Below are 3,402 nucleotides of genomic sequence, written 5' to 3' on the forward strand. Positions count from 1 at the left end.
ATCTTCGCTCCATGAAGGCTACGATGAGCCAGAAACCCTCTGTCACGCAATCGGCCTAATCTGTCCCATGGGCGCTGACGTCAGACAACGGCTTCAGACGATCCGGGCTGGTTTCCCGTGCTTCTGCGCGGCCCTGGCCGGCTACGTGGAGGCCACTCGCGACAACGACTTGGAGCGCAATCGGCTTTGTCCGCCGAATACGCTACCCGACACCCCGTCCAACTGGGCGGAGATGCAGCTGCGCGGCAGTCTTGCGACACGCGCCTATGGCGCCGAGCCGGACATCGCTTCCTGGGCGAACCGATGCGCGCTGAACCCGGCGCGGCTCGACCCGTCACGCGCCGGCGACACTGACGTGACGTCCGCCTCCGCCCGATTGGCCGCTGTCTCGAAACAAGGTGTTGCACGCATGGCTGAGCTTGCAGGCATGTCACCGGCGGGTGCTGTCCAAGAACCCTCTGCCAAGACATAAATGGTAAGTGGGCGTCGGGCTGTCCTCTGGCTCATCTCTGATGGCTTGAGGCTCTGCAGGTATCGGCGTGGGACGGTGAGCTTCGCTCGCGTATCTAACTATCCCGCCGCCAACCCTCGCCGGGGCCGCATCATCGGTGCAGGTGATGTTCTGGTATTGGCGACGTTCGTGGCCCTTCCACCTGATCTCGCGTGTACTGGCGGCAAGGACCCGTAGGCGACATCCCGACCTCTTCGGTCTTTCCTTGGGCATTTCTGCTCGCCATCGCTCAGCACGCCAGCCATCTCAGCCTTTGGCTACCAGGACCTCTTCAGAGGGGCCGCCCTGTTCCTGGCTCCGATAACTTTCACAGGTATGATCATAGGATTTAGCGGTCTGCCCTCCCCTCAGTGCTTGAAACCATGACTTGCCCGACGGGACGTTTGGCCAGAGCGCGTCGGGATATCCTCGTGCAGGCAGAGGATGTTCCCTTCTGGATCGTTGAACCAGGCGGCTTTTTCCGAATCCAGAACGCAAACATGCTCAACTGCTTTACATGAGGGATCAGCAGTCAAGCTGTCATCTTCGTTTCCTCCGATCCGTTAAGCGGCGCTTTGTTTCTGTCGATAAGGTCCGGGGCCGATCGCTTTCGCAGGCCGTGATGAAGATCGTCGTGTTCGACCGGACCGACTACGACTGGGCAAAGGCAGCCCATGCCGTCATCCCGATCTGCCGCTCCGTTTCCAGCCCGGCAATCCCGAGGTCGATCCGGACAGGCCGGTCGATCTCCACGCGCTGGCCGACTGGCTTGGCTGGCTGACGGAGACGGCCATTGCCTACGGCTGATTCCCCGCATCCTGCCGCAGTTGCATGTCCTGATCTGGGGCAACAAGCGCGGCGTGTGACCGTCAGGGGTCCTGACCGATGAAGCGTCGCCTGCCCTTGCGGGCAATACGGATCGTTGGCACCATGATCCGTAGCGGCGGCCACAGGAAGGCTACCTCAGCCGGCAGGCTGACCCGTTGAAACGAGAGCCATGACAGGTTCAGAGCAAATTTGGACAAGCGGTGCCCGGCGTTTCACAGCCATCAATGGCCGCGAAACCCTGCCCATCCTTGTCGCCACCCCGTCGGACAGGCCGAAGGGCACGGTCCTGCTGGTCCATGGCCGGAACGGCGCGCCCGATCAGGCTCAAATCACCGAGATCGCGAATGCCTATCTGGCGCACGGCTGGCGCGTCGCCGCGCCCGAACTGCCGAACTCCATGGCCCTGCCGGACTCGGGTCCACCGGAGCATCTGACATTTTCGGGCCATACACGCGCCGCAGCGGCGGCCTGGGCCTGGGTTGCCCGGCAATGGCCGGATGACCTGCGGGCCCTGTCGGGGCACAGCATCGGCGCCTATGCCATTGCGCATCTGGCCGCCGCTTCGCCGGAAACGCATCACGTCCTTGCCGTGTCGCCGCCCCTGTCCGGCCGGGTGCTGCGGGCGGCACGCGAAGCGATGGGGCCACCCGCGATCGAGGCCGTCAAGCGCGAGGCGCCGCGTTTCTTCGCCGAAATGGAGATCGCAGACGCGGGCGCCGCCCTGACCCGCATCAAGGCGCCCTTGGCGGTGATCACCGGCACCGAGGACGAACTGGTGCCGCTGAAGGACGCCCGCGCCTACTTCAATGCCGCCCCCGAGGCGCGCTTCTTCGGGGCGCTGCCGGGTCAGCACCATTGCCCGGCGGGCGAGGCCTGCGGCCAGATGCTGGCTGTCGCCCTTGCGGCGCTTGGTGCCTGAAGATGGGCCGCCCCGATTCCACCTGGATCCAGGCGCAGCGACTGGCATCCGCCCGCGCGATGCGTGCGGCCAGTTCCGCCACCCATCTGGTCCGCCGCCGCAAGGGCTTTGGCTGGACCGTCCGCCCGGCGGCAGGATCCATGCTGGCCTCGCCCCGCATGGCCGGTTGGGATCCCGAGCCGGATTACTTCCATCACTGGATCCGCGATTCCGCCCTTGTCCTGCGGGCCGTGCCGCTGGCCATGTCGGCCGATCCGGAAGCGCGCCCGTTCTGGCGGCGGCACCTTGGGGACTTTGTCCGGTTTTCGCTGCTCATCTCGGACCCCGCGCGGCATGGGCCGGCGGAAAATCCGCTGCGGGGAACCGCTGCGCAGGACTTCCAGCAATATCTGCGGCCCGATGCGGAACTTGCGGTGCTGACCGGCACCGCTTGGCTGGACGAGCCGAGGGTCGCGGCCGATGGCTCGCCCGACCTTGAGCGATGGAGCCGCCCGCAGGACGACGGCCCGGCCTTGCGGGCATCGGCCGTCATGGCGGTGCTGGACCTGCTGCCCGCCGCAGCCCTGCCCGGGGCCGAGGCGCTGATCGCCCGCGACCTTGCGCATACGGCGCGGGTCGCGGGCCGACCCTGCCATGGCCCGTGGGAGGAGGATCCGCCCCGCCGCACGACCTTCACCCTGCTGGCGCAATGGGACGCAATGGACCGGGGCTGCGCCCGGGCCGAGGCAAGGGGATGCCCTGATCCGCAGATGCGTGCCGCCGCGGACCGCGTGGCCGGGCTGCTGACGGCGGCCGAGGATCAGGCGACCGGCGGTTGGCGCGACAGCATCGAGGCGCCCGAGGGCAGCCTGGATTCCGTCACCTGCCTTGCCATCCTGCAGATGCGCCGCAGCGAGGGTCTGTTTTCCATCACCGCCCCGCGCACGCGGGCCACGGCCGCCGCGCTGGAAGCGGTCTTTGCCGATCTTTATCCCATCAATCGTGCCCGCAAGGCGCCCGCAGTCGGCCGATGGGCCGGGGATGCCTATTTCGGGGGCAATCCCTGGTATCCGGCGACCCTGGGCTTTGCCGAACTGTACTAGAGCCTGTTGCACTCAATCGACCTCATAACCTGCGGCTTTGAAGTAGTTGTAGCATTCCTCGTCGGAGAACAGATCGCAGACCT

At 66.2% G+C, this 3,402-nt stretch carries 3 protein-coding genes and 1 pseudogene; all 4 read left to right on the forward strand.

Annotated features, from left to right (window positions below; all coding sequences use genetic code 11):
• Nucleotides 1–472, forward strand: a 472-nt coding sequence (locus J0F76_RS20230; RefSeq protein ID WP_207472233.1) for a hypothetical protein, incomplete at its 5' end; no start/stop codon positions are given.
• 631 nt (nucleotides 473–1,103) lie between these two features.
• Nucleotides 1,104–1,356, forward strand: a pseudogene (locus J0F76_RS20235) (7-carboxy-7-deazaguanine synthase QueE); the annotation flags it as partial.
• 131 nt (nucleotides 1,357–1,487) lie between these two features.
• Complete coding sequence (locus J0F76_RS20240; protein ID WP_207472234.1) at nucleotides 1,488–2,237, forward strand: alpha/beta hydrolase; 750 nt, start codon at nucleotides 1,488–1,490, stop codon at nucleotides 2,235–2,237.
• Between the two features lie 2 nt (nucleotides 2,238–2,239).
• Nucleotides 2,240–3,319 carry a glycoside hydrolase family 15 protein gene (locus J0F76_RS20245; protein ID WP_207472235.1) on the forward strand — a complete coding sequence of 360 codons (1,080 nt, stop codon included), beginning with the start codon at nucleotides 2,240–2,242 and terminating at the stop codon, nucleotides 3,317–3,319.
• Nucleotides 3,320–3,402: the final 83 nt, after the last annotated feature.

Origin of the sequence: Paracoccus fontiphilus (assembly GCF_017356265.1) — a bacterium.
Taxonomy (GTDB): Bacteria; Pseudomonadota; Alphaproteobacteria; order Rhodobacterales; family Rhodobacteraceae; genus Paracoccus; species Paracoccus fontiphilus.